Annotated in this window: 22 protein-coding genes and 4 tRNA genes; 8 read left to right on the plus strand and 18 right to left on the minus strand. The window is 60.4% G+C overall.

All coding sequences use genetic code 11. The features are described 5' to 3' along the window. Positions 1-25: 25 nt before the first annotated feature. The 12 genes from rpoB to ATO7_RS03995 form a co-directional block, all read right to left on the minus strand. Positions 26-4,111, minus strand: coding sequence for a DNA-directed RNA polymerase subunit beta (gene rpoB, locus ATO7_RS03940; protein WP_083559715.1), 4,086 nt, complete (start codon positions 4,109-4,111; stop codon positions 26-28). A gap of 121 nt (positions 4,112-4,232) precedes the next feature. After that, positions 4,233-4,619: a 50S ribosomal protein L7/L12 gene (gene rplL / locus ATO7_RS03945; protein WP_083559717.1), complete on the minus strand. Its 387-nt coding sequence runs from the start codon at positions 4,617-4,619 to the stop codon at positions 4,233-4,235. Between the two features lie 36 nt (positions 4,620-4,655). Next, positions 4,656-5,183: a 50S ribosomal protein L10 gene (gene rplJ / locus ATO7_RS03950; protein ID WP_083559718.1), complete on the minus strand. Its 528-nt coding sequence runs from the start codon at positions 5,181-5,183 to the stop codon at positions 4,656-4,658. 232 nt (positions 5,184-5,415) lie between these two features. Further along, positions 5,416-6,111 (minus strand): 50S ribosomal protein L1, encoded by a 696-nt coding sequence (rplA, locus tag ATO7_RS03955; protein WP_083559721.1) that lies wholly within the window; start codon positions 6,109-6,111, stop codon positions 5,416-5,418. A 3-nt stretch (positions 6,112-6,114) separates the two neighbouring features. After that, the gene (gene rplK, locus ATO7_RS03960) at positions 6,115-6,543 is read right to left on the minus strand and encodes a 50S ribosomal protein L11 (RefSeq protein WP_083559723.1); all 429 of its coding nucleotides are present in this window, start codon (positions 6,541-6,543) and stop codon (positions 6,115-6,117) included. A 154-nt stretch (positions 6,544-6,697) separates the two neighbouring features. Continuing rightward, the gene (gene nusG / locus ATO7_RS03965; protein WP_083559725.1) at positions 6,698-7,231 is read right to left on the minus strand and encodes a transcription termination/antitermination protein NusG; all 534 of its coding nucleotides are present in this window, start codon (positions 7,229-7,231) and stop codon (positions 6,698-6,700) included. Between the two features lie 2 nt (positions 7,232-7,233). Beyond that, entirely contained in the window at positions 7,234-7,614 is a 381-nt protein-coding gene (gene secE, locus ATO7_RS03970; RefSeq protein ID WP_083559727.1) for a preprotein translocase subunit SecE, read from the minus strand. A 47-nt stretch (positions 7,615-7,661) separates the two neighbouring features. Then, a tRNA-Trp gene (locus tag ATO7_RS03975) sits at positions 7,662-7,737 on the minus strand. A gap of 98 nt (positions 7,738-7,835) precedes the next feature. Then, positions 7,836-9,026 carry an elongation factor Tu gene (gene tuf, locus ATO7_RS03980; RefSeq protein ID WP_083559703.1) on the minus strand — a complete coding sequence of 397 codons (1,191 nt, stop codon included), beginning with the start codon at positions 9,024-9,026 and terminating at the stop codon, positions 7,836-7,838. Positions 9,027-9,070: 44 nt separating this feature from the next. After that, a tRNA-Thr gene (locus ATO7_RS03985) sits at positions 9,071-9,146 on the minus strand. A gap of 104 nt (positions 9,147-9,250) precedes the next feature. Further along, positions 9,251-9,324 (minus strand) — tRNA-Gly (locus ATO7_RS03990). Positions 9,325-9,344: 20 nt separating this feature from the next. Then, positions 9,345-9,429 (minus strand) — tRNA-Tyr (locus ATO7_RS03995). 107 nt (positions 9,430-9,536) lie between these two features. Between ATO7_RS03995 and ATO7_RS04000 the strand changes: the two genes are divergently transcribed. Further along, the gene (locus ATO7_RS04000; protein ID WP_146680131.1) at positions 9,537-10,853 is read left to right on the plus strand and encodes a TolC family outer membrane protein; all 1,317 of its coding nucleotides are present in this window, start codon (positions 9,537-9,539) and stop codon (positions 10,851-10,853) included. Here ATO7_RS04000 and ATO7_RS04005 read toward each other — a convergent pair. The 4 genes from ATO7_RS04005 to ATO7_RS04020 all read right to left on the minus strand — a co-directional run bounded on the left by ATO7_RS04005 (position 10,846) and on the right by ATO7_RS04020 (position 14,768). Next, positions 10,846-12,114: a 3-deoxy-D-manno-octulosonic acid transferase gene (locus ATO7_RS04005; protein ID WP_146680132.1), complete on the minus strand. Its 1,269-nt coding sequence runs from the start codon at positions 12,112-12,114 to the stop codon at positions 10,846-10,848. The genes ATO7_RS04000 and ATO7_RS04005 overlap by 8 nt on opposite strands. Further along, positions 12,114-12,836, minus strand: coding sequence for a 3-deoxy-D-manno-octulosonic acid kinase (locus ATO7_RS04010; protein WP_158523025.1), 723 nt, complete (start codon positions 12,834-12,836; stop codon positions 12,114-12,116). Before ATO7_RS04010 ends, ATO7_RS04005 begins: the two co-directional genes overlap by 1 nt. 25 nt (positions 12,837-12,861) lie before the next feature. Then, positions 12,862-13,788, minus strand: coding sequence for a branched-chain amino acid transaminase (locus ATO7_RS04015; protein ID WP_083559736.1), 927 nt, complete (start codon positions 13,786-13,788; stop codon positions 12,862-12,864). A 92-nt stretch (positions 13,789-13,880) separates the two neighbouring features. Beyond that, positions 13,881-14,768 (minus strand): glycosyltransferase family 2 protein, encoded by an 888-nt coding sequence (locus tag ATO7_RS04020; protein ID WP_146680133.1) that lies wholly within the window; start codon positions 14,766-14,768, stop codon positions 13,881-13,883. 241 nt (positions 14,769-15,009) lie between these two features. Between ATO7_RS04020 and ATO7_RS04025 the strand changes: the two genes are divergently transcribed. Then, positions 15,010-15,909 (plus strand): DUF6492 family protein, encoded by a 900-nt coding sequence (locus ATO7_RS04025; RefSeq protein ID WP_158523026.1) that lies wholly within the window; start codon positions 15,010-15,012, stop codon positions 15,907-15,909. Here the strand turns inward: ATO7_RS04025 and ATO7_RS16905 are convergent. Then, the gene (locus ATO7_RS16905; RefSeq protein ID WP_158523027.1) at positions 15,898-16,815 is read right to left on the minus strand and encodes a glycosyltransferase family A protein; all 918 of its coding nucleotides are present in this window, start codon (positions 16,813-16,815) and stop codon (positions 15,898-15,900) included. The two genes, ATO7_RS04025 and ATO7_RS16905, sit on opposite strands and share 12 nt — an antisense overlap. 93 nt (positions 16,816-16,908) lie before the next feature. On the opposite strand from ATO7_RS16905, the gene ATO7_RS16910 reads away from it, so the two are divergent. From ATO7_RS16910 to ATO7_RS04060, 6 genes are all read left to right on the plus strand, one after another. Further along, positions 16,909-17,718, plus strand: a complete 810-nt coding sequence (locus ATO7_RS16910) for a sulfotransferase family protein (RefSeq protein ID WP_158523028.1) — start codon at positions 16,909-16,911, stop codon at positions 17,716-17,718. A gap of 12 nt (positions 17,719-17,730) precedes the next feature. Beyond that, positions 17,731-18,615: a glycosyltransferase gene (locus ATO7_RS04040; protein WP_083559744.1), complete on the plus strand. Its 885-nt coding sequence runs from the start codon at positions 17,731-17,733 to the stop codon at positions 18,613-18,615. Continuing rightward, the gene (locus ATO7_RS04045; RefSeq protein ID WP_083559746.1) at positions 18,612-19,427 is read left to right on the plus strand and encodes an FkbM family methyltransferase; all 816 of its coding nucleotides are present in this window, start codon (positions 18,612-18,614) and stop codon (positions 19,425-19,427) included. Before ATO7_RS04040 ends, ATO7_RS04045 begins: the two co-directional genes overlap by 4 nt. Further along, positions 19,424-20,425 carry an NAD-dependent epimerase gene (locus ATO7_RS04050; RefSeq protein ID WP_083559748.1) on the plus strand — a complete coding sequence of 334 codons (1,002 nt, stop codon included), beginning with the start codon at positions 19,424-19,426 and terminating at the stop codon, positions 20,423-20,425. The genes ATO7_RS04045 and ATO7_RS04050 overlap by 4 nt, the downstream gene beginning before the upstream one ends. 72 nt (positions 20,426-20,497) lie before the next feature. Further along, entirely contained in the window at positions 20,498-21,397 is a 900-nt protein-coding gene (locus ATO7_RS04055) for a bile acid:sodium symporter family protein (RefSeq protein WP_083559751.1), read from the plus strand. 90 nt (positions 21,398-21,487) lie between these two features. Beyond that, positions 21,488-22,741 (plus strand): capsular polysaccharide export protein, LipB/KpsS family, encoded by a 1,254-nt coding sequence (locus ATO7_RS04060; protein ID WP_083559753.1) that lies wholly within the window; start codon positions 21,488-21,490, stop codon positions 22,739-22,741. Here ATO7_RS04060 and glnE read toward each other — a convergent pair. Next, a complete protein-coding gene (glnE, locus tag ATO7_RS04065) occupies positions 22,650-25,370 on the minus strand; it encodes a bifunctional [glutamate--ammonia ligase]-adenylyl-L-tyrosine phosphorylase/[glutamate--ammonia-ligase] adenylyltransferase (protein WP_083559755.1) in 2,721 nt (906 codons plus the stop codon). The genes ATO7_RS04060 and glnE overlap by 92 nt on opposite strands. Position 25,371 lies beyond the last annotated feature (1 nt).

A 25,371-nucleotide genomic window follows, 5' to 3' on the forward strand; every position in this document is an offset into this window, starting at 1 on the left:
CCAAGCAAACCCGTCAACAGCCGGATCAGTCGTCCGTATCCAGCTCAATGTTCAGGGCCAGGGAGCGAATTTCCTTGACCAGAACGTTGAAGGATTCCGGCATGCCCGCATCCATGTAGTGATCGCCATCGACAATCGACTTGTACATGCGGGTACGACCAGCGGTGTCATCAGACTTGACGGTGAGCATTTCCTGCAACGTGTAGGCGGCGCCATAAGCTTCCAGAGCCCAGACCTCCATCTCCCCGAAGCGCTGACCACCGTTCTGCGCCTTACCGCCCAGCGGCTGCTGGGTGACCAGCGAGTACGGCCCGGTGGAACGTGCATGCATCTTGTCATCCACAAGGTGGTTGAGCTTGAGCATGTACATGTAACCCACGGTGACATCGCGTTCAAACGGCTCGCCGGTGCGACCGTCAAACAGCGTGACCTGACCGGTTTCGCTCAATCCGGCTTCGCGGAACAAGTTGATGATGTCCTCTTCGCCAGCGCCATCAAAGACCGGTGTCGCCACGGGCAAACCGCCCTGCAGGTTCTTGGCCAGCTCGATGACTTCGTCATCCTGCATGGCTTCGATGCCGGCATCCGGCTTACCGTCACGTGCATAAACGGTCTCGGCCAGGTACTTGCGCAGCTTGCCGGCCTCAACCACGCGCTGCTCTTCCATCATGCGCTGCAGTTTCAGGCCGATGCCCTTGGCCGCATAGCCAAGATGGGTCTCAAGAACCTGCCCGATGTTCATACGCGAGGGTACGCCCAGCGGGTTGAGGACGATATCCACGGTGGTGCCATCGGCACTGTGCGGCATGTCTTCAACCGGAACGATCTGCGAAATCACGCCCTTGTTACCGTGGCGACCAGCCATCTTGTCACCCGGCTGGATGCGACGCTTGACCGCGAGGTACACCTTGACCATCTTGAGCACGCCCGGGGCCAGTTCGTCGCCCTGGGTGATTTTCTCTTTCTTGGTCTTGAAGCGCTGATCGAACTCTTCCCGTTGCTCTTTCAGCTGCTTGGCCATCGCTTCGAGCTGGGTCTGCGCCTCTTCTTCACGCAGGCGGATATCGAACCACTTGTCCTGGTCCAGATCATCCAGGTAGGCCTCTTCGATGGCCGCACCTGACTTCAGCTTCTTGGGACCACCATCAGCCACCGCGCCAATCAGCATGGTGCGGGTACGCGCGAAAATGTCATCTTCGAAGATACGCAGCTCGTCCTGCAGGTCCTTGCGAACCTGGGCCAGCTCCGATTCTTCGATAGCCAGGGCACGCGCATCCTTCTCTACCCCTTCACGGGTGAACACGCGCACATCAATGACCGTGCCTTCGATGGATGACGGCACGCGCAGCGACGTGTCCTTCACATCCGATGCTTTCTCACCGAAGATCGCCCGCAGCAGTTTTTCTTCCGGCGTCAGCTGGGTCTCGCCCTTGGGCGTGACTTTACCGACCAGAATATCGCCAGCCTTGACCTCGGCACCGATGTACACAACACCGGCGTCATCCAGCTTGCGCAGCGCGGATTCGTTGACATTGGGGATATCGTCGGAAATTTCTTCCGGCCCCAGCTTGGTTTCACGCGCGACGCAGGTCAGCTCTTCGATATGGATGGTGGTGAAGCGATCTTCTTCCACAACCCGCTCGGACACCAAAATGGAGTCCTCGAAGTTGTAACCGTTCCAGGGCATGAACGCGACCAGCATGTTCTGGCCCAGCGCAAGCTCACCCATGTCGGTGGACGGACCGTCCGCGATCACATCACCGGCGGCAATCACATCACCGGGTTTCACCAGCGGACGCTGGTTGATGCAGGTGTTCTGGTTGGAACGGGTGTACTTGATGAAGTTGTAGATATCCACGCCCGGCTCGCCCGGCACGGTTTCGTCATCATTCACACGAATCACGATACGCGCAGCGTCAACCTTGTCGACGCGGCCGCCGCGCTTGGCGGTCATGGCCACACCGGAGTCCACCGCCACACGGCGCTCCATGCCGGTACCGACCAGCGGCTTCTCGGCACGCAGACACGGCACAGCCTGGCGCTGCATGTTCGAGCCCATGAGCGCACGGTTGGCGTCATCATGCTCGAGGAACGGGATAATCGAAGCCGCAACCGACACGATCTGTTTCGGCGAAACATCCATGTACTGGATTTTTTCCGGCGACATGATCGTGAATTCGTTCATGTGGCGCACGGCGACCAGATCGTCGGTGAAGTTGCCGGCGTCATCCAGCTGGGCGTTAGCCTGCGCAATGACGTAACGACCTTCTTCAATAGCCGACAGATACTCAATGTCGCTGGTCACCTGGCCGTTCTCAACGCGGCGATACGGTGTTTCCAGGAAGCCGTATTCGTTGGTCCGCGCGTACACCGACAACGAGTTGATCAGGCCGATGTTCGGACCTTCAGGCGTCTCAATCGGGCAGATACGACCATAGTGAGTCGGATGCACGTCGCGCACTTCGAAGCCTGCGCGCTCGCGGGTCAGACCACCTGGGCCCAAAGCGGAGACGCGACGCTTATGCGTCACTTCCGACAGCGGGTTGTTCTGGTCCATGAACTGCGACAGCTGCGATGAACCGAAGAACTCCTTAACCGCAGCTGCAACCGGCTTGGCGTTGATCAGATCCTGCGGCATCAGGCCTTCGGATTCAGCCAGAGCCAGACGCTCGCGCACAGCACGCTCAACACGCACCAGACCGGTGCGGAAGGTGTTTTCGGCCATCTCGCCGACGCTGCGAACGCGGCGATTGCCCAGATGATCGATGTCATCAGTCTGGCCAATACCATTACGGATATTGATCAACTCCTGAATCACATCAAGGATGTCATCATGGGTCAGCACGCCCGGCCCGGTGACATCGTCACGGCCCAGACGGCGGTTGAACTTCATCCGGCCAACAGCCGACAGATCGTAACGTTCTTCGGCGAAGAACAGATTGTCGAACAGACCTTCGGCGGCTTCCTTGGTCGGCGGCTCACCCGGACGCATCATGCGGTAGATCTCAACCAACGCTTCCAGGCGGGTGCGCGTCGGATCAATACGCAGGGTCTCGGAGACGTACGGCCCCTTGTCCAGGTCATTGACGTAAAGCGTATCGATCTTTTCGATGCTGGCCTTACGCAGCTCAACAATGAGCTCTTCGGTCAACTGTGCGTTGGCCTCGGCAATCACCTCACCGGTATCGCCGTCAATGATCGACTTGGCCAGGCTCTTGCCCAGCAGGTAGCTGTCCGGCACTTCCAGGCTATCAAGACCGGCATCAGCCATCTTCTTGATATGACGCTGGGTGATACGACGACCTTCTTCAACCAGGATCTCGTCACCGGCTTTGATGTCGAACGCCGCCAGCTCGCCACGCAGACGCTCCGGAATCAATTCCAGACGTGCGCCCTCAGCGGAGAGGAAGAACGTGTTGGTTTCATGGAAGCGGGCGAGGATTTGCTCGTCGTCCATTTCCAACGCACGCAGCAGGATCGAAACCGGCAGCTTGCGCCGACGGTCGATACGCACGTACACCAGATCCTTGGGGTCGAACTCGAAGTCCAGCCACGAGCCGCGGTACGGAATGATGCGTGCGGAGTACAACAATTTACCCGACGAGTGGCTCTTGCCCTTGTCATGGTCAAAGAACACACCAGGGCTGCGATGCAGCTGCGACACCACGACACGCTCGGTGCCGTTGATGATGAAGGTGCCGTTGTCCGTCATCAGGGGCAGTTCGCCCATGTAGACTTCCTGCTCGCGCACGTCCTTGACGCGTTTCTCTTTGCTTTCCTTGTCATAAATGACCAGGCGCACTTTGACACGCAGGGGCGCAGAGTAGGTCATGCCACGTACGCGGCACTCTTTTTCATCAAACGTCGGCTCACCCAAACGGTAGCTGACGTATTCCAGCGCGGCGCTGCCAGAGTAGCTTTCCATCGGGAAAACCGAACTCAGGGCACCGTGCAGGCCGATGGCCTCGCGGGAGCGGGGTTTGGTATCCCGCTGCAGAAAATTCTTGTAGGACTCGATCTGAGTCGCCAGCAAAAACGGCACGTCGAGCGGCGCAATGCGCTTGCCAAAATCCTTGCGGACGCGCTTTTTCTCGGTGAACGAGTAGGCCATCTGTAACCTCAGTCTTCAGACTAGAATCGCGCGAACGCGCGAATAAACAGCAAAAGGCCGGTGGCTTTCGCCACCAGCCTTGTTACCGGTTTTAATGAAGAGAACCGGATTCAAGTCGGGCTTATTTCAGCTCGACTTTAGCGCCAGCTTCTTCCAGCTGCTTCTTGATGTCTTCGGCTTCGGCCTTAGCAACACCTTCCTTCAGAGTGGAGGGTGCACCTTCAACCGCTTCCTTAGCTTCCTTCAGACCCAGACCGGTAACACCACGGACGGCCTTAATGACCGCAACCTTGTTGTCGCCGAAGCTGGCCAGAACGACATCGAATTCGTCTTTTTCTTCTGCAGCGGCAGCATCACCACCAGCAGCAGCGCCACCAGCGGCAGCAACAGCCACCGGAGCAGCGGCAGAAACGCCGAATTTTTCTTCCATCATGGACACGAGTTCCACCACGTCCATCACGGACATTTCGGCGATCGCGTCGAGTACTTCTTCTTTAGACAGTGCCATTTTCAATAACTCCTAATATCGGTATCCAAACGAGGGTCACGCCGCCTGCTTCTGGTCGCGTACCGCAGCCACAACACGTGCGGTCTGTGCCACCGGCTCTTTGAGGGTACGGACGAACTTGCTGACCGGTGCCTGAATAACACCCATCAGTATCGCCAGTGCCTGCTCGCGAGTCGGCAGATCAGCCAGACGTGCAATGTCGGACGCCGGAAGCAGTTGGCCGCTGACGGATACCGCCGTGACCTTCAGTGCCTCGTTTTCCTTGCTGAAATCTTTGATGACGCGTGCTGCTGCGCCCGGATCTTCCATCGAAAACCCGAGAATCACCGGACCAACGAATGCATCGTTCATGCACTCGAATTCGGTACCGGCCACAGCACGTTTCGCCAACGAGTTCTTGACCACTTTCAAGAATGCACCACCGTCGCGTGCCTTGGCACGCAATGCAGTCATCTTTTCTGCGGACAGACCTCGATACTCCGCAACCACAGCTGAATGCGCTTCAGCCGCGACCGCGTTGATTTCGGCAACGAGGGCTTTCTTGTCTTCAAGCCTGAGAGCCATAATTCCCTCGGTGTGACAGTTGCAACAAAAATGTCAGTGACCGACCATGTGATCTGTCACCAACCCCTACGGCGTCCCGCTAGCGGGAGCACCATCTGCGCAGGCCGGGTATCACCCCATTTGTTCCCTTGCGGGTACCTGCGGTCTTTGACGGCGCAGCAGCAACTGCCACGTCGCAAAGTCCTTGAAACGCCATCCTGCTCGCGCAAGATGACGCTTTATCTATTACGCCTTAACCCAGCGCGCTGACATCAACAGCAACGCCCGGACCCATGGTCGTGGACAGCGTCACTTTCTGCATGTAGATGCCTTTGCTGGAACTCGGCTTGGCCTTCTTGAGATCAGCAATCACGGCGTTCAGGTTCTCGCTCAAAGCCTGGGGCTCGAAGCCGATCGAACCGATCGCGCAATGAATGATGCCGTTCTTGTCGGTGCGGTAGCGCGCCTGACCGGCCTTGAAGTTCTTGACCGCCGTTTCAACATCCGGCGTCACCGTGCCAACTTTCGGGTTCGGCATCAGGCCACGCGGCCCCAGCACTTTGCCCAGCTGACCGACGATGCGCATGGCATCCGGCGAAGCAATCACAACGTTGTAATCGAAATTGCCCGATTTGAACTCTTCCGCCAGTTCGTCCATGCCCACGGCATCGGCACCAGCAGCCTTGGCCTTTTCTGCGTTCTCACCCTGGGTGAACACAGCCACTTTCACGGCCTTACCGGTGCCATGCGGCAGCACGGTGGAACCACGCACAGCCTGATCCGATTTACGCGGATCCACGCCGAGGTTGACCGCCACGTCCACCGATTCGGTGAACTTGGCATTAGCGCATTCCTTGAGCAGGCTGATGGCCTCATCCAGGCTGCGCGGCTGATTGTTGTTGCCGACCTTTTCGCGGATCAGCTTCTGACGCTTGGTAAGCTTGGCCATGAATTAACCCTCCACCTCAAGACCCATTGCGCGGGCGCTGCCGGCAATGATGTTGACAGCTGCATCAAGCGAACCGGCATTGAGATCCGGCATCTTGACGTTGGCGATTTCTTCCAGCTGCGCACGCGTGACCTTGCCCACCTTCTTGGTGTTGGGGGTCGGGCTGCCGGACTTGATACCTGCGGCCTTCTTGAGCAGGATCGCCGCGGGCGGCGTCTTGGTGATGAAGGTGAAGCTGCGGTCGGCATACACGGTGATGACGACGGGCACCGGAAGCCCCGGCTCCATCGACTGGGTCTGCGCGTTGAACGCTTTGCAGAACTCCATGATGTTGACGCCGTGCTGACCCAGCGCCGGACCAACCGGCGGACTCGGGTTGGCCTGACCGGCCTTGACCTGCAGCTTGATATAAGCCTGTACTTTCTTTGCCATGCTAACTCCTTGGCGGGTAATAGCGGCCCTGGCCAGGCCTTCCCTTAATCAAAACGCAGCCGGACTCCTGTCCCGCTACCACGTTGTTGACGATCAATTCGCCAACCACCTGCGCCAAAGGCCCAGGCCAATGCATTGCTGCATTAAATTTATGTCAGGATTTTTCGACCTGCGAAAAATCCAGCTCAACCGGCGTCGAACGACCAAAAATCAGCACCGAGACGCGCAACTTGCTCTTCTCGTAATTGACCTCTTCGACCACACCGGAGAAGTCGGCAAACGGCCCGTCGAGCACACGCACAGACTCACCCGGCTCAAACAATGTTTTCGGCTTGGGCGCCTCAACACTCTCTTCGACCTGATTCAGAATCTTGTCCGCTTCAGCCTTGGTGATCGGCGCCGGGCGATCCGTCGTCCCACCAATGAATCCCATCACCTTGGGCACAGACTTAACCAGGTGCCAGGTGTCTTCGTTCATATCCATTTCCACCAGCACATAGCCGGGGAAAAACTTACGCTCGGTGGTCCGCTTACTGCCGTCCCGAATCTCGACGACCTCTTCTGTCGGAACCAGAATCTGACCGAACTGATCCTCCAGACCGGCGCGCACAATGCGCTCTTCCAGAGACTTCTTGACCTTTTTCTCGTACTGAGAATAGGCGTGGACCACGTACCAGCGCATGGCCATGATCAGCCCCCACGCCCGGTCAGTGCTTCCAGCGCAAGCAGCAGCAGGGAATCAATCCCCCACAACAACATGCCCAGAATCAACACCACGATCAAAATGATCGCCGTTGTCTGAATCGTCTCTGGGCGCGTCGGCCATACGACCTTGCGCAGCTCCGTGCGCGACTCGCGCACCACCAGCCACGCGGCCTTGCCAGGCACGGACTGCAATGCCACAACCACTGCCAACGCACCGCCCACGAGCATGCCCGCCACGCGCACCAGCGCATTGAACTGGGGCTCGAAGTAGTAAAAACCGAAAATGCTGGCGGCCAGGATTGCTACGGCTGCCCATAGCAAAACGGTGTCCAGCGCCGATCCGGTTGTTTCCGTCTGCGCACTCATTGCGTTGCGATAACTCCCCGCGGAACCGCGGCAGTTTCAGTAAGTTATGGCAGGCCAGGAGGGTCTCGAACCCCCAACCTGCGGTTTTGGAGACCGCCGCTCTACCAATTGAGCTACTGGCCTGTTGGGGCAAAAGGGCGCGTATTTTACAGCAGCGCCCCGAGAAATCAAGCGGATAAAACGAAGCCGGCGACCATCAGGTCGCCGGCATCCGCTGATTTTTAGTCGAAGATCTTGGCAACAACGCCGGCGCCGACAGTGCGGCCACCTTCGCGAATTGCGAAACGAAGACCTTCATCCATCGCGATCGGCGCGATCAACTCAACCTTCATGTTCACATTGTCACCAGGCATCACCATCTCGGTGCCTTCCGGCAATTCCACTGCGCCCGTCACGTCGGTCGTGCGGAAGTAGAACTGCGGACGGTAACCCTTGAAGAACGGGGTGTGACGACCACCTTCTTCTTTCTTCAGGATGTACACCTCAGATTCGAACTTGGTGTGCGGCTGGATGCTGCCCGGCTTGGCCAGAACCTGGCCGCGCTCGATTTCTTCGCGCTTGGTGCCGCGCAGCAGAATGCCAACGTTGTCACCCGCGCGACCTTCGTCGAGCAGCTTGCGGAACATCTCAACACCGGTCACCGTCGTCTTCGCGGTATCTTTGATACCCACGATTTCGATTTCTTCGCCAACCTTGATGATGCCGCGCTCAACACGACCCGTGGCCACAGTACCGCGACCCGAAATCGAGAACACGTCCTCAACCGGCATCAGGAAGGCACCGTCAATGGCGCGCTCCGGCTCCGGAATGTATTCGTCCAGCGCAGCAATCAGTTTGTCGATCGCCTGCGAGCCAATTTCCGACTCGTCGCCTTCCAGTGCTTTCAGCGCACTGCCGATGATCACCGGGGTGTCATCACCCGGGAAATCATAGGTGTCCAGCAGTTCGCGCACTTCCATTTCCACCAGCTCGAGCAGCTCGGCGTCATCGACCATGTCAGCCTTGTTCAGGAACACGACGATGTAAGGCACGCCAACCTGGCGGGCCAGAAGAATGTGCTCACGCGTCTGCGGCATCGGGCCGTCTGCGGCCGAGCACACCAGAATCGCGCCGTCCATCTGCGCCGCACCGGTGATCATGTTCTTCACATAGTCAGCGTGTCCCGGGCAGTCCACGTGCGCGTAGTGACGCACGTCCGACTCGTATTCCACGTGAGCGGTCGAAATGGTAATACCGCGGGCTTTTTCTTCCGGGGCATTGTCAATCTGGTCGTAAGCTTTCGACTCACCACCGAACTTCTTGCCCTGCACCACCGTCAGCGCTGCTGTCAGCGTCGTCTTGCCGTGGTCCACGTGTCCGATCGTGCCCACGTTTACGTGGGGTTTCGTACGCTCAAATTTCTCTTTAGCCATTTGTCGCGGTTTCCCTTATCAAGGCGAATTGCAAAGCATGAAAATGGTGCCCAAAGCCGGAATCGAACCGGCGACCTCTTCCTTACCAAGAAAGTGCTCTACCGACTGAGCTATTTGGGCGCTGACTTCTTTCTCGATCCAGCGTCAGCTCGCACTGCCGCCACATCGTCTTTACTAAATTGTGACCCGCCGATGCTGCTGGCGAGCTGGTTCCGGATTTCAGCTGGAGCGGGTGATGGGAATCGAACCCACATCATCAGCTTGGAAGGCTGAGGTTCTACCATTGAACTACACCCGCCTGCCGAAACCAGTAGAATTTGGTGGAGGGAGTAGGATTTGAACCTACGTAGGCATAGCCGGCAGATTTACAGTCTGCTCCCTTTGACCGCTCGGGCATCCCTCCGAAGAGCCGCGTATTGTTGGGATGGGCTAGGCGCTTGTCAACCAATACGGAACAATCCATCGATCTCGCGTTCATATAACGCTGTTTAGTTCAGGGAGAAGAACACTGTGAAGCACCCCCACCGACTCGGCCTGGTGCTGGCATTTGCCGCATTTTCCAGCTCGGCAAACATGCTGGAAGACCTCTACCAACAAGCGCTGGACTATGACGCTCAATACCAGAGCTCGCGCGCAGAATACCAAGCAAATCTGCAAAGTAAGGGCGCTTTGCGCGCTGCCATTCTCCCGCAGTTGACGGCTAGCGGCACTGCACAACGCCAGCGTGATGAAATTACTGCCAGCACAATTCCGCAGTACGTGGGGGAGTCCTACGCAACGTCCTATTCAGCTGCATTACGCCTGAGCCAACCGATCTTCAACTGGGCCGCGTTTGCGCAATACAAGCAGATCGGCGACCGCCTCGGCCAGGCCGAAACCGGGCTGGCAGCGGCCGACCAGGAACTGATTTTGCGCGTCACCAGCGCTTACTTTGACTGGCTGGCCGCAGAAGACAGCCTGCGCTTCGCCAAGGCTGAGAAAGAGGCCATTGGTCAGCAGCTGCAGCAGGCCAAGAGTCGCTACGAAGTTGGCTTGTCAGCGATCACCGACGTACAGGAAGCTCAGGCGCGCTTTGACGCGAGTCGCGCGCAGGAAATTGTGGCAGCTTCCAGGCTACGCTCCGCTCGCGAGGCCCTGCAGGTCATCACCGGGACCCGCCCTGACAGCCCGCAGCCGCTCAGAACGCCGCTAGAAGTTGCCCCGCCCGAGCCCGCCGCTCCAGAAGCCTGGGTTGACCAGGCCATGCAAAACAACCTCAACCTCAAGCAGTTCGAATTCAGCTCACGCATTGCGTATCAGCAAATCCGTGAGAAACAGTCTTCTCAGCTGCCTCAGTTGAATCTTTTCGCCGAACACCAAATCAACGATCAATCGGACACGCCACAAGGGCTGGAATCGGAAACCAGTGTTGTCGGTCTGCAACTGGAGATTCCGCTGTTCCGTGGCGGTGGCGCACTTGCCGCCGTGCGTGAATCACGCTTCCGTTACGAACAGTCCGAAGCCGACCTGCTGCGTGCCCGCCGCGAGACTGTGCAACTGGCCCGCGACGCCTACGATGGCGTGGTCACCGGCGAGGTTCAGGTGTCCGCACTGCGCCAGGCCGTGACATCGGCCGAGACTGCACTGGAAGCCATTGAAGCAGGCTTCAAGGTTGGTTCGCGCACCTCGGTCGATGTGCTCAACGCGCAGCGTGAGCTGTTCGGCGCGCAACGCGATCTGTCCCGTGCGCGCTACGATTACCTGCTCAGCGTACTGCGCCTGAAGCAGGCCGTTGGCGCCCTGGCTTACGCCGACCTGCAGCAGGTCGACGCGATGCTGATCAACTAGGCCCATCCACCAGCGGCGCCAGCAATTCCAGGCTGCGCGCCAAGGCCCCTCGGTTACGCCGGGCAAATGCCTGCCCGGCGTGGCCCATGCGCTGAAGCGCAGGCTCATCATCCAGACACTGCAGCACACGCGCCGCCAGAGTTTGCTCTGCATTCACACGCAGCAGCGCACCCTCCTGCTCCAGCGCTGCGGCGACATCGGCGCAACTGTCCACATAAGCCCCCGTGATCACCGGCGCACCCAGCGCGGCCGGCTCAAGCAGGTTGTGGCCACCAACAGGCACCAGACTGCCACCGACAAAAGCCACATCGCAGGCGGCATAGAACAGCATCAACTCGCCCAGCGTATCGACCAGATACACCGACGCAGCCTCGGGCGTGGCACTTTCACTGCGCAGGCGCCAGTCCTGCCCGGCACCCTGAAGCACAGCCTCCACCTCGGCGCGGCGGCGCGGATGACGCGGCGCCAGTACCAGTAATGCATCGGGATACACCGCACGCACCGCCTGATGCGCCTCCACCACCAGCTCTTCCTCACCCGCATGGGTGCTTGCAGCAAGCCACAGCGGGCGCTCACCGGCACAGTCGCGCCATTGTCGCGCGCGCTCGGTCAGGTCGGACGCAATGTTCAGATCAAATTTGAGTGAGCCGGTCACCTGCACGCGCTCGTCCGGCGCACCCAGGGCTTTGAAACGTTCGGCATCATCCGCGCTCTGCACACCCCACGCCTGGATGCCGGCAAAGGCACGATGCAATAGCGTCTGACCAAATAATTTGTGCATGCCGCTCACCGAGCTGGCGCGCAGACGCCCACTCAGCCAGATCACAGGAACATTGCGTCGGGCACAGGCCTCAAGCATATGCGGCCAGCATTCGGTCTCGAGCACGACCAGTGCGCGCGGCTTGAGCGTGTTCACGAAACGCGCCATGGCGCCCGGCAAGTCCAGCGGCAACAGGCTGACCCGCGCCGCCGGCACCAGCGTGCGCAAACGCGCCACACCGGTCGGGGTGAAGGCCGTGAGATACAGCGGACAGTGTGGCCAGCGTTGCTGCACCTCGGCCAGCAAGGAGGCTGCAGAATTGACCTCCCCCACCGACGCCGCGTGGATCCACAGCGGCGCCTGCTGCGCATCGGCTTGCGGCAGATTGCGCCCCCAGCGTTGCGCCCAGCCCTCACGCCAGGCCGGCTCCTTGCGCCCGCGCCACCACATGAACGCAAGTGCCAGCGGGGTCAGGAGATAGATCAGCAGGCGGTAACGCATCAGCCCGGCCCGCACAGCCCCACGTGCCAGGCCTCCACGAAATCACGCCATTGTTGGCGTGAATAGCGCAGTTCGCCAGCCGCACTCAGCTTGTCCAGCGAGCGCTTGAGCCGACGGATATTCTCGTAGCCCCAGGTCCCCGCCGTGCGCTTGCGCGCGCGGTCGAAATCGATCAACCACCACTGCCCGTCACGGCACAGCAGATTGCGTGCGTTGAGGTCCGCATGCCAGTAACCGGCCTGATGACAACGGGCAATCGCCATGGCCATGGCATCCCACAGCGCCGGCGTCATGCTGCCATCAGCCAGCTTGTCGGCCAGCGAATGCGCCCCGACGATGCGCTGCATGAGAATGTCACCGCTGTAGTTGAGCAGGCTGTGGCGATGAAGCCGCGCCGCCACCGGGCGCGGTACATTGACGCCATCGGCGTGCGCCTGAACCAACACCCGCCATTCACGGAAGGGGCGCGCACGCTCGCGGCCGGGATAGAAATATTTGTCCTTGAACAGCTTACCGGGCAAGCCACCGCGCCAGTAGTGGCGCAGCACCCAGGCTTGCTCCTCGTGCTCAATGAACCAGGCGCTGGAGCGCCCCTCGGCACTGCCCACCACCGCACGACCCCATGCCGCCGGATCGAACGACGCCGGGGTTGGCTCGACAATCAGACCGGGATCAAAAATGATCCAGTCATCGTCGACGGCGACGACACGCTCTTCAATCACGCGTCGTGCCGCCAGCCGAGCCGGTTCAATCGACGTAGGTCAGCCATTCCGGATGATCATCACGCTTGCCGCTGACGTGATCGAAGTACAGGGACTGCAACTTTTCGGTCAGCGGGCCGCGGCTGCCGCAGCCGATGGTGCGACCGTCAAGCTCACGAATCGGGGTCACTTCCGCAGCCGTGCCGGTAAAGAAGGCTTCATCGGCGACGTATAGCTCATCTCGGGTCATACGCCGCTCGACCACCTTGATGCCCAGCTCATCGGCCAGGGTGAAGATGGTCTTGCGGGTGATGCCATCCAGCGCCGACAACAGGGTCGGGGTATGCAGCTCACCATCAAACACCGCAAAGATGTTTTCACCTGACCCTTCGGCCACGTAGCCCTCGGTGTCCAGCAGCAGGGCTTCGTCGTAACCGTCACGCACCGCTTCCTGCAGGGCCAGCATGGAATTGATGTAGTTGCCGTTGGCCTTGGCCCGGCACATGGTCACGTTCACATGGTGGCGCGTGTAGGAGCTGGTGCGGATACGAATGCCGCGCTCCATGTTGTCCGCGCCCAGATAAGCGCCCCAGGTCCAGGCCGCCACGATCACGTGGGTCTTGAGGTTGTCGGCACGCAGCCCCATGCCCTCGGATCCGTAGAACACCATCGGCCGCATGTAAGCGGAAGCCAGTTTGTTCTCGCGCACCGCAGCGATCTGCGCCTGATTGATCTCCTCCACCGAGAACGGAATCGTCATGTTGAGGATACGGGCGGAGTTGAACAGCCGCTTGGTGTGTTCCTGCAGGCGAAAAATGGCCGTGCCACGGGGGGTTTCGTACGCGCGTACACCTTCGAAGACACCCATGCCGTAATGCAATGTATGCGTCAGTACGTGGGTGGTGGCGTCACGCCACGGCACCAACTCACCGTCATACCAGATCAGACCATCACGGTCGGCCATAGATGTCATAGATCGATCCTGCTGTTTTTGCCCAATTCGAGATGGGCGTTTATGGGTAACTGCGTATTGTATCCGCAGTTCCGGCGACGCGGTTAGTCGCGTCAGCCGCGCCCGCTCACGCGCTCGCGCCATTGCCGAAGACCACCGCGGATATGGGCTTGGGCACCGGCTTTGTAGCGTCCTTTTTCAGCGTGCCGGATACGGCATACGCCGGCCAGTTCGATTGGCACGCCCTGGGTCTGCAACAGCCAGCGGAAAATACGATCTTCGTGGCACTTGGCAAAGCTGTCTTCGGGACGCTGGAAGAACGGCGTATCGCGGCAGTAGCCGACCGCCCGGGCGACATCGCCATGGGTGATCTGCAACGGGCCGGTCGCGCGCGAGATATCGCGGCTGTAGAACTGGCTGGTGTCGACATCGCGCAGCGTCCACTGCGCATCTGCGCTGAGCAAAGGATCATCCGCGCGCAGCAGCGTGGTGACCTGCTCCTGACAGGGGAACACCAGAGCATCCCGCCGCCCCTGCAGCTCCTCAGCCAGTTGATCCAGACACCCCGGCGCAAAGACCAGGTCGCAGTCGGTGAACCAGACCCAGTCGGCCTGCGAAGCGAGGGCTGCCCTGTTGCGCCCGATCGAGCGTCGGAACAGTTCCTGCGGCGCCAGCGGCTGCCAGTTCCAGCTGACATTGGGCACGTCATGCTGCTGAATAAACGCCAGCAGCGCCGCCGTGTGCGCATCCTCCGGCGCGTAGAACACGGTCATCACGATGCGTGTGTCCTGCGGCGGGTGCAGGATCAGGGAACTGAGCTGGTAGACCAGCAAATGACTGTACTGCCAGCAATGGCTGACTATTTCGATTTGCAGGTGCCCGGTCATGGCAACCCGCTCGTCTTCGCTGGGCAGGCCGGGCGCAAACCAACGCGCAGGCACCAAGCCACTGGCGGCCAGTTTGTAGAACAGCAGAACGGCTTTATCCAGCAGCTTTTTCATGGGCAGAGAAACGGCGAAAACGTCAGCGCAAATTGGGCATCGCCGCGGATACGGCGTTTTGCAATGATACACTTTGCCCCACACGCAGGCGCCGCCGAGCCCGATGGGCCGGATGCCAATTGGTCATGTTCTGGATGCGCTTTTGAGCACAGCTTCTCGCCCATGCAAACCGCCCGCCAATGCTCCGAAACTGGAGTTGGTTACGGCCACCTGGCGGGGTGACCTGGCACCCTTCCAACTCATGCGCCAGGCATTGTCGTACTCCGCATTGCGTGACATTCCCCACCGCATCGGGGTGCACAGCGAAGATATCGAGCTGTTCGAGCATGCCTCCGGCAACGTGGTGCAAATCCTGCCAACCCGTACCATCCTTGCGGACGATCTCGACCAACAGCGTCAAATGGCCATTGTGCTCCAGCACCGCTACGGTCGAACGCTGACCAAATGGATGACCAGCACCACACGCTATGGCTGGCCGCAATGGGTCCGTGCCATGGGCTGGCAGATGCAGCAGATCACCAAACTCACCCTGGTCGCACAATCTCAGGCCGACCTGGTCGTGGTCATCGATTCAGACGTAATCACGACGCGTCACGCACGCGCTGAGGACTTCATCACGCCTGGCCAGGCCCTGACTTATCATCACCAAGTCAGCGCCGAAAGGCTGCGTGGCAAGACAGCGAAGTGGAATCGCACGGCCCATCGCCTGTTTTCCGAGAGCGGGGCCACCACGCCTTGCGACGATTACTTTGACACCCCGTTTCCGATGTCACCGCAACTGACCCGGGATATGTTCGCCTATCTCGAGTCTCGCTATCGTCAACCCTGGTGGCAGGTGCTGATGAATCAGCCGCCGCGGCGCTGGTCAGAATTCGCTTGCTATCGCGCGTTCGTGCACCACCACGTCACCGCAACACAGGTGTGCTGGCAAGCCCCGCAGCGGGTGCGCTACCTCTACCCCAAGAGCGAAGATCACGCAGCGCTGCAGGCCGGCGTGGCCGGTCACCTCAATGACCCGGGCTGTGCCTTCCTGACCGTGCATTCGCAAAGTACGGGGCGCCGTTTCATTTCACCAACGGATGCAGCCGATCTGATTCGGCCGCTGATCCAGGATCACTACCAGCCGACCTCAGCCGCCTAGGCGAGCCCGCCAGAAGCGCTCCAGCCTGTCCAGATGGCGCAGCCAATTCCGCCCTTGAAACGGATCGTAACGCCAGGGCTCAGGCAATCCGGGCTGACGCAAGCTCAGCCAAGCTTCGGCCTCCGGCAAGCAGGCCGGCTCGCGCGCCTTGAGCCGCACTGCATCCTCCTCGGACAGCGCATTGAACGGATGAAAACCGCATGCGCTCAAATGTTCAGCCCACTGCAGCGCCCGGGTACGCTGCCGCCCGCGATACACCGGCACTGACGGTAACCACATCGCAAAAGGCGCGAAAAGAAATTCCATCGGTGGGAACAGGGCGCGCGCCTGGGCTTCGTTGCCCGACTCGCGCGTCTGGAAGCGCCACCCCTTTTGCTCCAGGCGTCCGCCAAGGGACACCATCACATCCGCGTAGTAAACCCCCGCGCCACGCACTTCGGCTTTGCGAACGTAATACCCGGTGGTCGGATCAAAATGTGTCCTGGCCGCGTCACGCTGGCGATTGCTGCCCTTGAGAAAGCAAGGGTGCAAAAACGCAACATCTGGCCGCTGTACAAGATGCTCGCGCCACTGGGCGAGTTCATCCGGCTGAATCGTTCGGACAATCTGCATGTCATCCTGGATACAGCAGAACAATGCGCTATCAGGCACGGCGTCCACCGCTGCCTGCATATTCGCGTAGAGCCCACCATGGCGGCCGCTGTTGCCCCCCAGATCGCGTGCGCGCACCACCTCATGCTGCGCCTCCAGGCGCTCCAGCACATCACAGGTAGCCGGATCATCACTGTCGTCGTCGTAAATGCGAATACGTGCACCGGGCACATGCTCAGCAATAGAACGCACGCAGTTGTCGAGGAAACGGCCGCGGTTAAACGAAAAAACCAGAAAGTAAAAATTCTGCGACATGGATGCATTCATCAGCGGCGGAACTGCACACCGCGGCGCTGGAACTCAGCCCAGGCCCGCGAAGCGTCAGGTCATGCTATCGCGAACAGGAATATGAAGCGCGAATTGATCGTCGTTACTATATTTTCAAACATCTGCTGTTATTGCCTTGCGTTCACGATATTTCAAAACCACCGATTCGGTATGCAACGTCGCACTCATAAACTGATTTACAACAATTTGCTGGTCCCGCACCGGCCGTTCTATCGAAGCTTTCCCTATCGTGGCGGTGTTTCGGCCGCATCTGCGGATTCCCGTGGATGTGTCGATCTGGACCTGGGATTTTTCTTCAACCGCATTCCCAAAGCCGGCAACTCCACCGTGACGACCACGCTGGCGCGCCTGAAACTGGGTCACGATGTCCCCTCAAAACGCGCGAAAAAGGTTTTCAGCACCCCGGCCCAACTCAATCGGGCGCAACTCGGTGAACTCGATCAACTGTTTGCTTTTACTTTTGTCCGCAATCCTTACACACGGGTGCTCTCCGCCTATCTCGACAAGTTGGGCCGAGGGCAATCACGTGCCGACCAAGTGCGCGGCTTCAGCCACTTTATAAGGCGGCTCGAGACGGGCGCGCTGCACAAAAATGCGCACTGGGCTCCGCAAACCGACCTGCTGCTGTTGCCGCGCGAACGCTTCGATTTCATCGGCAAAACCGAATCGCTAAACCAGGACGTCAACAGCGTACTTAACCGCCTTGGCCGACAAAGCGACCAGGGCATCCAGCAGGTGCTGAGCAACGCAACCGGCGCCAGCAAAAAGCTTGAGCAGTTTTACCAAGGCAATTTGGCCCAGCGCGTTTTGCACCTGTATCGCGACGATTTCGCCAACTTCAATTACTCTCCCGCCTTTCCGCCGACTTAGCCCACCACGCGCATGCAACTGTCCGTCATTGCAACCACATACAATGCGACCGAATGGTTGCAAAAGCTTCTATGGGGCTATGCCGCGCAGACCTTTCGCGACTTTGAACTGATCATCGCAGACGATGGCTCAAAGCCCGAAACCGCCGCGCTCGTCCAGGAGCAAAGCCAGGCACTGGGCTTGAACGTGCAACACGTATGGCAAGAGGATGACGGTTTCCAGAAGTGCCGCATCCTGAACAAAGCCATCCTGCACGCGCGGCACGACTACCTGGTGTTCACCGACGGCGACTGCATACCGCGCGCTGACTTTCTTGAAGTTCATGCGCGCCGTGCGGCGCCGCGTACCTATCTCTCGGGGAGCTACTACAAGCTCCCGATGAGCACCAGCAAGCTGATCAACCGAGAGGACATCGATGCGGGCCGTTGTTTCGACTGGCACTGGCTACGCGATAACGGACTCCCCCGCTCGGCCAAACGTTCGAAGATCGATGCCGGCCCCACCATGGCACGCTGGCTCAATCGTCTGACACCGACCAAATGCAACCTCAAGGGCTCGAACGCTTCAGCCTGGCTTGAAGACGTGATCCGCGTTAATGGCTACGACGAGCGCATGCGCTACGGCGGCCTGGACCGAGAATTTGGCGTGCGCCTGGTCAATGCCGGTGTGCGCCCCGTCCACGTCCGCTACGACGCCATTGTGGTCCACCTTGACCACGCGCGCGGCTACCGCAACCCGGACGAAGTCGCCGCAAACAAAGCAATGCGCGTCGCCGTTGATCGTCAGGGGATCGTTCAAACACCGCACGGACTGAGCCAGCTGGTGCAGGATGGTTACCCCATTCCCTCTCACGCCGCCGCGCTCAAGTACCTGAATCAGACGCCCAGCACTTCATGAAAACCACCGAGCTCTCGCCTGATCTGGCCTTTGGACACTTTGCACCTCGCGGTTTCGCGGCCTGGATTCTGCGCGCCTGCCACAGACTGCCTCGCGACTGGCCAGGGGCACGCACACTCAACAAACTGTTGCGTGGACTGATCAAAAGACCCACCCGCCAGTTCGACATTGAGGTTGACCAGCTCAAGCTGCGCTTGCGCAGCAGCGGCAACTACTGCGAAAAACGCCAGCTCTTTGAACCGCAGTTTTTCGATGTGGATGAAATTCGCTGGCTGCGCGAGGCCCTCGCCGGTGGCGGCGTATTTCTGGATATCGGTGGCAATATTGGGCTGTACAGCCTGCACATCGGGCGCGCCTGCCCTGATGTGCGCATCATCACCGTGGAACCGGACGCCTCGCTGTCGCAGCGCATGCTGTTTAATGCGGCCAATAACAATATCCAGATTGATCTGGCGCCAGTGGCTCTGAGCGATTACAGCGGCACCGGTTATCTCGCCGTATCAGCCGAGCAGCGTGGTGAGAATGCACTGGCTTCAGAGCCCCAGCAAGGCGAGGAAGTCACGGTTTCAACCCTGCTTGATCTGTGCACAGCCAAACAGATCGAACGCATCTGCGCGATGAAAATCGACATCGAAGGTCACGAGCATCTCGTGCTCTCACATTTTTTCGCCAACGCGCCGCAATCCATGTGGCCGCGCTATATCGTGATCGAACATGTTCACGACGAGACCCACATCGTGTCGCGCCTGCAGGCGGAATACGGCTACACCATTGAGGCGCAGACCTCGCGCAACATACTGCTCTCCGCATGAAAGTTCTCGTCACCGGCGTAGCCGGATTCATCGGCGCCTTCGTGGCCAAGGCACTGCTTGAACGCGGCGACGAAGTGGTCGGCATCGACAACCTCAACGACTACTACGACCCTTCGCTCAAACGTGCGCGCCTGGACTGGCTCACGCCCTACCCCGGCTTTCGCTTTGCCGAGGTCGACATTCGTGATACCCAGGCTCTGCACAATGCAGCCGATGGTTGTCAGCGCATTTGCCACCTGGCTGCCCAGGCCGGGGTGCGCTACTCCTTCGCCAACCCACGCGCCTATGTGGAAAGCAATCTGGACGGTTTCTTCAACATTCTTGAGGTCACCGAAAAGCAGCGCATCGAGCATCTGGTGTTCGCCTCGACCAGTTCCGTGTACGGCGCCAACACGGCCGTGCCGTTTCGGGAAAGCGGACCCGCCGACCACCCGATGAGTTTCTACGCGGCAACCAAGAAAGCCAACGAGCTGATGGCCCATGCGTTTGCCCATCTGCATGGCCTGCCGATGACCGGGCTGCGCTTCTTTACCGTCTACGGCCCCTGGGGACGCCCGGACATGGCCCTGTTTCGCTTCACCCGCATGATGCTCGCTGGCGAATCCATCCCGGTTTACGGGCATGGTCGTCAATCGCGTGATTTCACCTACATCGATGACATCGTGGCGGGCGTCATCCGCACCATCGATCAGCCGGCCAGCACCAATCCACAGTGGAGCGGTGATGCGCCCGAACCCTCGAGTTCATCTGCGCCGTGGCGAATCTACAACATCGGCAACCAGGCGCCGGTGCCCTTGATGCGCTTCATAGAGGTGCTGCAAGAGTGCCTGGGCGTGACAGCCGCGCTCGACATGCAACCGATGGTGCCAGGTGATGTCCCAAACACATGGGCAGACACCAGCGCGCTGGATCACGCGGTCGGCTACCAGCCCGACACGCCGATTGAAACCGGCGTAGCACGCTTCGTCGAGTGGTATAGAAACTACTATCAAATCTGATCGCACCCGTTCGCTGACGCCTCAAAGCAAAACCACAGCGCAGCGAGCCGGTGTTTTACAACTGGGGGAGACATGTTCGATTTCTACATCGCGCACGAGTATTGGTTCGCAGCGGTTCAGCTGGCCCTGGCCATGCTGGGCATGGGCGCCACGCTGGCCTTGAGCGATTTCACCCGGGTTGCCACTGACCCGCGCGGCTTCAGTATCGGCATTGCGCTGCAACTGCTGCTGGTGCCGCTGATCGCCTGGGCGCTGATCAGCGTGTCGGATGCCAGCCCCGGCCTGGCCGTCGGTCTGGCCATCTGTGCGGCCATCCCCGGTGGTAGCGTATCCAACATTTTCACCTTCTTCGCCCGCGGCCACATCGCCCTGTCGATTGCCCTGACCTCGATCGCAACCCTGGCCTGTCTGGTTACCACACCGCTGATCCTGGACCTGCTGATCGCCCATCACCTGCCAGAGGGTTTCACCATGCCGGCCGGTCGCATCGCGATGGAAATCGGCCTGTGTCTGCTGCTGCCGCTGGTGCTGGGCATGCTCTACCTGCGCCTGTTTCCGAAAAGCGCGCCGGTGTTGTCGCGCTGGTGTATCCGCGGCTCGCTGTTTGTGATCGGCTTGATTGTGGTGGGCGCACTCGGCGCCGGTCGCCTCGACCTGGAAAGCTTTGGCGGCGACAACATCATCTGGGTTGTGGCCTTCATCGTGATTCTCAGCGCGGTGTCGTTCGTGCTGCCGCGGGTGCTCGGCGCCAACCGCGCCGATGTGGCCGCCATCAACATCGAGGTCACCGTGCGCAATACCAATCTTGGCCTGCTGATCAAGGCATCGCTGTTTCCGGCCGCGGTCGGGGTGAGCGATCCGATCGGCGACAACACCCTGTTCGCCATCCTGCTGTACGGCGCATTGATGCTGCTGGTCAGCAGCTTGATGATCCCGGCGCACCGGCGCGGTAACCCCGCATCGCCCGCCTGATCTGACGTCATGCAAACGTCACGCTGAATTCAAACCGCTGCAATACGTCGGGTTTTCAATCGCGCCCGCTCTCGCCCATCCGAACCCGCGATGACCCGACGTATTCTGTTGCTTCACAACACCCCCAAGGCCCGTCGCTACTTTCATACGCTGGCCAATCACATCGATGCTGTGGATATCCGCACCGATACCATCGGTTTGCGCGGCGGCCCCAGGCTGGCCGATCAACGCTACGCCGAAATGGCGCGCTACAGTATGGAGCGCAAGTGGCAGCGCCACCGCATTCCCGACTGGCGTCTGCGCCGCCTGCAGGGCCTGCACCAGCGCTTCGCCCATTGGCACTACCACGCGGCAGGCGCGGCCATCCGCCGCCATCAGCCGGATGCCATCGGCGTATGGGGTGGCCAATCGGTGGATACCCGCGCCGCACTGGCCGCCGCGCGCGACCATGCCCTGCCCAGCTACGTGTTCGAATGCGGTCTGCTGCCCGACACCACAACCTGCGATCCCCAGGGCGTCAATTTCGACAATGCCATACCGCGTTATCCGCGCTTTTACGCCGACTACGCGCGCAAGGCCGACACGGTTCTGCCGCAGAGCCTGATTGCGCGGCCCAGCCGCCACAGCGATGACGAGATCAGCCTGCCGGAGGACTATCTGTTCATTCCGTTCCAGGTTCGTCTGGACAGCCAAGTGCTGCTCTACTCACCGTGGATACGCGACATGACCCATTTGTTCGATGTGGTCGTTGAAGCGGCACGCCATGCACTGGGGGCCTGCCAGACCCAGCTGGTGTTCAAGCTGCATCCCAGCTGCCGGCAGCGCTACCGCACCCTGCAGGACATTGCCGCACGCGAGCCGCGTATCCATTTCGCCAACGGCAACAGCACCGATGAGCTGGTCCGCAAGGCGCGCGGCGTGATCACCATCAATTCCACGGTGGGCATCGAGGCACTGCTGCTCAACCGCCCGGTGCTGACCGTGGGTCAGGCCTGCTACGCGATACCCGGGGTGTGTGAATCAGCCAGCAGCGTGGCCATGATCAGCCGCTGGATGCAGCAGATCGACACTCAGCGTCCACCCAGCACGCCGCACCGCGAAGCGTTTCTGCACTACCTGGCCAGCGAATATTGCATCCCGCAATCGCACAAGCACCCCGGCGCGGCGCATTTTGCGGCGATGGCTGCGCGCCTGTCCGTGCACCCGCGCCAGAGCCGGGTCAATCCGGCACGCCGCGCAGAGGGCATCACGCTCAGCTCAGACGCGCTTGCAGCCGCTCAACCAGCGCCACCGTTTTCTCCGGTTCGAACGCCTGCAACAGCGTGGTCTGTGTCTGACCGGTAAGGAACTGCTGGTGGGTAATGCTGCGCAATTGACGGTAAGCCTCGGCCAGATGCTCTGCATCGGCGGTATCGATCAGTTCCAGTTGCGCCAGCTGCTCAAGAATCCGGATCACATCGGTGTACCAGCGCACCTGTGGCAGGCTGGAGGCGTGAGCCAGCACCGCGAACTGGCTCAGGAACTCGATGTCGACCATGCCCCCCGGGGATTGCTTGGGATGGAAACTGCCATCACGCGGGGCCAGTGATTCGCGCATCTTTTCGCGCATGTCGCGCACATCACCAAGTAGCTTGAGACGCTCACGCCGTGTGGCCAGAACCTCTCGACGCAAATCCTCGAACTGTTGACGCAGGGCCTCGCTGCCGACCACGGCGCGGGCCCGGATCAGGGCCTGATGCTCCCAGGTCCAGGCTTTTTCGCGTTGATAGCTGGCCAGGCCCTGAATGCTGGTGACCAGCAGTCCCGACTGCCCGGAGGGGCGCAGCCGCGTATCGATCTCGTAGGCGGTACCAGCCCCGGTCGGGGTGGCCAGGAAGTGGATCAGCTTCTGCGCCAGGCGGGTGTAGAACACCTGCGGGTCCAGCGGCAGATCGTCGCTGCCGCCATCGTAGACGAACACCACATCCAAATCCGAGGTGTAGCTGAGTTCCAGCCCGCCCAACTTGCCGTAGGCAATCACCGCAAAATTGGGTTCACCCAAATCGGGATAACGCTGACGCATCTGCGCCACCGCCTCACCCATCGCGGCATCGAGTATTTCTTCGGCCAGCTCCGACAGGCGATCACTGACCCGCATGATCGGCAACGCCGCAGCCACATCTGCAGCCGCAATACGCAGCATGGTGGCGTGACGGGTGCGCCGGATCACGTCCATGCGCGCTTCGATGTCGTCAGCCGGCAGGCTGTCCAGATTGTCACGCAATCGCTGACGCAGCACCGCACGCTCGTCGGGTGCGTAGAGCCGGATCGGATCAAGCAGCTCGGCCAGCACGGCAGGGTAAAGTCGCATCTCCTGGGCCAGCCACGGGCTGCGCTGGCACAGCTGGATCAGCTCGCGCCGGGCCACCGCGTTGTCGACCAGCAAGGTGACGTAGTTGGCGCGCCCGATCAGCGCCTCGAGAATGGCCAGCACCCGTTCGGTGGTTTCGGCCTCCTCCAGGTGCGGCACGATGAGGCCGAGCAGCTCGCCAAAGGCGTCGCGGTCTTCGTCGCGCTTGAACCAGCGTTCCGCCTTGTCGCGCATCTCACCCAGCTGACGCACACCGAATTCGGCCGGCGCGGTGTCGAAATCGCCGCGCCACCAGGCACGCCAGGATTCCCCCACCGACTCATCATCATTGTGATGCGCAAACAGCGCGGCAAACTGCGCATGAACCACGGCGCGGTCGCGCTGCAAACGCGCATCCAGCGCCTGCCAGCTGTCGTATCCCAGGGCGCAGGCCAGCGCCAGGCGCGGTTCTTCGTTGTCCGGCAGCACATGGCTTTGCTGGTCACGCTGGGCCTGCCAGCAATTTTCAACCCGGCGCAGGAACCAGTAAGCCTCGCGCAGGGCATCAACATCCTCAGCCGGGTGCAGCCCCAGCTTTTTCACCGCGGCCATGGCCTGCATCAGGCTGTTGCTGCGCAGCCCGGGTTCGGCCCCGCCGCGCACCAGCTGAAAGACCTGGACCACGAACTCCACCTCGCGGATGCCGCCCCAGCCGAGCTTGATGTCCTGTTCATGCCCGCGCTTGCGCACCTGCTCGTCGATCTGCGCCTTCATGTCGCGCAGCGCCGCAATCGAACCGAAATCCAGATAGCGGCGATAGACAAACGGTTGCAGGGTCTTGATCAGCTGCTCGGCGGTGTCACGATGACCGGCCACCGCACGTGCCTTGACCCAGGCGTAGCGTTCCCACTCGCGCCCGTGTGCTTCGTAGTATTCCTCCAGGCTGGCCAGCGAATGGGCCACCGGGCTTTGCTCGCCGAACGGGCGCAAGCGTAGATCCACCCGAAACACGAACCCGTGCTCGCTGCGGTCGTTGAGGCACGACACCACGCGCTGCCCCAAGCGCACGAAGTACTGCTCGTTGGCCAGCGGCTTTTCGCCATCCGACTCACCCAGACCGGTATAGGCGAAGATCACATCGACGTCTGAGGAATAGTTGAGCTCGCGCCCGCCCAGCTTACCCAGGGCGATCACCGCGAAGTGCGCACTCGAGCCGTCGCGCAAACGCGGCTGGCCGTGACGCCGCTGCATGGCCTTTTCGTGCCAGCTGACCGCCTGCTGCAGACACTCGTCGGCCAGATCACTGAGCGCACCTACGGTGTCCTGAGGCGTAACCAGATCGGCAATCTCCTGCCAGGCGATCCGCACCATGACCTGATTGCGGTAACGCCGCAATGCACGCTCGAAATCCGCCTGCTCGGCCTGTGGGTCAATCTCAGGGCGCCGGTCGGCGAGCATCGCCGCGATGTCCTGGGGGTGGCGCACGCACCACTCCCGCACGAAGGCGCTGGCGGCAAACACCCTCGGCCACTGCACGCGTGCATCGTCATCCAGCGCGTCCAACGCAGCCTGGATATCTGTGGCGGCGCGCTCGACCGCCGGGCGCAGCAAATCGGGCAACTGATCAAGTGTGGGAAACGCCATG

It is taken from the genome of Oceanococcus atlanticus, from assembly GCF_002088235.1.
Taxonomy (GTDB): domain Bacteria; phylum Pseudomonadota; class Gammaproteobacteria; order Nevskiales; family Oceanococcaceae; genus Oceanococcus; species Oceanococcus atlanticus.